Below are 2,891 nucleotides of genomic sequence, written 5' to 3'. Positions count from 1 at the left end.
CGCGCGGTCACCGAGCTCGGGTTCGCGGGGGCACTGGTCAACAGCACACTCGGAACGGACGGGTCGTTCCTCGACAACCAGCGCTTCGCGCCGCTGCTCGCGAGGTTCGAAGCGCTCGACGTGCCGCTGTACCTGCACCCGGCGCCGCCGCCGGCCGCGCTGCGGGAGGTGCTGTACGGCGGGCTGCCGGGTCCGGTTTCCAGCGTGCTGGCCACCACCGCCTGGGGCTGGCATTCCGAGGCGGGGCTGCACGCGCTGCGACTGGTCGCGGGCGGCGTGTTCGACCGGCACCCGCGGCTGCGCGTGATCGTCGGGCACTGCGGGGAGATGCTCCCGTTCATGCTGGGCCGCATCGACGACGTGCTGCCGCCGTCCCTGACGGGGCTCGCCGCACCGCCGTCTGAGTACTTCCTGCGGCACGTGTGGGTGACGACCAGCGGCATGTTCAGCGTGCCGCCGGTGCTGTGCTCGATCTCGGTGTTCGGGGTGGACCGGGTGCTGTTCAGCGTGGACTACCCGTTCGGCGCGAACGCCTCGGGCCGGGCGCTGCTCGATGCGCTGCCGATCTCCCCCGCGGACAAGGCGAAGGTGGCGGGGCTGAACGCGGAGCGTCTGCTCCGGCTGACCTGACCGGGAGCCACTTCGTATCACTTTTCGTCTTCGTATCGCTTTCGGCCCTTTCCCCGCCCGATTTGTCCGATTCTAGGGGCCGGAAGTGATACGAAGTTGCTGACGTCGCCCGGCTCCTGCACCTTCCCATCAGTTTTGGCCCTTTCGCTGTCCGCTTTGTCCTGAATTCGGAGGCGGAAAGTGATGGGAAGGTGTCGGGCTGGCCAGGAGGTCGGTAACACGGTAGAACGGGACGATGGGAAGACGGGCAGCCATCGTGCTGTACGTGCTCGCGCTGGTCGCCGTCGTGGTCTGTGTGGACGTCCTGTTCCTCAGGCACCAGCTCTGGTGGCGGCTGATAGCAAACATCGGGATTGTCCTGGTGTTCGGGGCGTTCTATTTCAGGTTCCTGAAGGGTCCCCTGAGCAGGCAAGGCTAGATGCGGATCACTATCCGGGTGCGGCCCGGCTCGGCACATCCGGGTGTCGGCGGCGAGCACGACGGCGCCCTGGTCGTCCGCGTGAGCGCCAGGGCCGTGGACGGCAAGGCGACGCAGGCGGCGCTGGCCGCGGTGGCCGACGCATTCGGCGTCCGCCGTGGCGCCGTCAGCCTGGTGTCCGGGGCGTCAAGCCGCGTGAAGATCGTCGAGATCGCCGGAGGTGACTCGCGCCTCCTTGCTGATCTGCTCGCCGGGCGGGGGCGCGGCTGAGTCCACGGCTAGACGACCGTGCGGAGCAGGCGGACCGGCGGGGAGCCGTGGGCGAGCATGCGGTCGTGGACCGTGCGGTCTGCCTGGCCCGGGGTCGCGCGCAGTTCGGCGGCCAGGTCGGAGATCTCCGTGTAGCCGACGTAGTAGGTGGACAGCTGGGCGGAGGTGAGCAGGGCGCGGCGCCATTTGCCCGCCGCTTCGCCCTCCTCCTGGAAGCCGCGGTCGCTCATCAGCGCCATCGCCTCTGGCTCGGTCATGCCGTGGGCGTGCACCCGGGCGTCGAGGATCGCGTTGATCGTGGTGCGCAGCTGCATCTTCAGCTGCTGCATGCGGACCGCCCGCGGGTCGCCCTCCCCCGGGTACCCGTGGTCGGCCATGAGCTCTTCCGTGTAGACGGCCCAGCCCTCAATGAACGAGCCGGAACGCAGCGCGGCGCGCAGCCTGGTGCCGCCGCTGAACCGGCGCGAGTGCTGCAGCTGCAGGTAATGCCCTGGCATCGCCTCGTGCACCATCAGGTTGTGCACCATGTGCCTGTTGTACTCGCGGTAGAAAGAGGCCTTCCGCTCCGGCGTCCAGTCGCCGGGCACCGGGGAGACCGCGATGAACGTGGCCAGCGGCGCGGTCTCCAGCGGCCCCGGTGAGTCGCAGTAGGCGACCGCGACGCCGCGGTTGATCTCCGGCATATCGATGATCTCGATCGGGTCGTCGTAGAGCGTGACCAGGTCGTGGCCGCGGACGAACTCGGTCTGCGCGGCGAGCGCGGCGGCGCAGAACCTGAGGATGGTCGACTCTTCAGGCGCGTCGGCGGCCAGCCGGTCGAGCACCTCGCGCGGCGTGCCGCCGAGGCTGGCTGCGACCTCGGTGATCTCCCCGGTGACCCGGTCCAGGTCAGCTTCAGCGCGGGCGAGGATCGCGTCCGGATCGGCCGCGGCGCTCAGCGTCAGGGACAGCTTGCGCCCGAAGCGCTCGGGGCCGATCCGCGGATCGGCGAAGTCGCCGGCTGCCGGGCGGGCGAGCTCTGCGGACAGCCAGTCGAGGTGGGCGCCGAGCGCCTCGAGCGCGGCAGGCCGGGCCGCGTCGACCACGGCCGCGCCGCCCGCCTTTCGCAGCGCCGCGTCGATCTCGCCGGTGACCAGCTTGATCGTGCCGCTGAACTGGGTGATGGCGGTCTCGATGTGCACCTTCGGCATGGCGCCGAGGCTGGCGCGCGCTGCTTCGAGGACCGCGGGGATCTCCGCCAGCCGCCCGGCCACGTTGGCGAGCCGGTCGGGCAGCGGCGCGAAATCCCTGGCGAGCAGGTCATAGATCGCCGTGCCGGGGTTGGCGAGCAACGGGTTCCAGGTGTACTCGCGCAGCTCGTCGAGCTCGAAGACCCGGCGCGCGATGCTCTCGGAGAGCATTGTCGCGTCCACGCGCAGCTCGGCGGTCAGCGCCGTGGTCTCGATGGCGGTCAGCCGGGCGGCGAAGCCGTCCAGCGCCCGCCGCTCCGCCGCCAGGGCGGCGTCGGACAGGTCGGGCAGCCGGTCGTCGAACCGGTGGTCGCCGAGACCCGTCGCGGCGTCCGGGTGCCGCC

At 70.7% G+C, this 2,891-nt stretch carries 4 protein-coding genes; 3 read left to right on the top strand and 1 reads right to left on the bottom strand.

Annotated features, from left to right (window positions below; translation table 11 throughout):
* The 3 genes from WA805_RS00410 to WA805_RS00400 form a co-directional block, all read left to right on the top strand.
* Positions 1-630, top strand: a 630-nt coding sequence (locus WA805_RS00410) for an amidohydrolase family protein (protein WP_425241373.1), incomplete at its 5' end; no start/stop codon positions are given.
* A gap of 235 nt (positions 631-865) precedes the next feature.
* Complete coding sequence (locus tag WA805_RS00405; RefSeq protein ID WP_422277696.1) at positions 866-1,048, top strand: hypothetical protein; 183 nt, start codon at positions 866-868, stop codon at positions 1,046-1,048.
* Positions 1,049-1,318 (top strand): DUF167 domain-containing protein, encoded by a 270-nt coding sequence (locus WA805_RS00400; RefSeq protein ID WP_422277694.1) that lies wholly within the window; start codon positions 1,049-1,051, stop codon positions 1,316-1,318.
* Between the two features lie 8 nt (positions 1,319-1,326).
* Here the strand turns inward: WA805_RS00400 and WA805_RS00395 are convergent.
* On the bottom strand, positions 1,327-2,891 hold a 1,565-nt coding region (locus tag WA805_RS00395), incomplete at its 5' end, for a DUF885 domain-containing protein (RefSeq protein WP_425241372.1).

It is taken from the genome of Trebonia sp., assembly GCF_049794275.1.
GTDB lineage: Bacteria > Actinomycetota > Actinomycetes > Streptosporangiales > Streptosporangiaceae > Trebonia.
Note: the sequence above shows the minus strand (reverse complement) of the source record. Positions and strands in the feature narration are given on the sequence as shown.

What these genes read in the sequence shown, in the direction of transcription:
- WA805_RS00400 (WP_422277694.1), top strand. Translation starts at nt 1,049, where the DNA reads ATGCGGATCACTATCCGGGTGCGGCCCGGCTCGGCACATCCGGGTGTC.
- WA805_RS00405 (WP_422277696.1), top strand. Translation starts at nt 866, where the DNA reads ATGGGAAGACGGGCAGCCATCGTGCTGTACGTGCTCGCGCTGGTCGCC.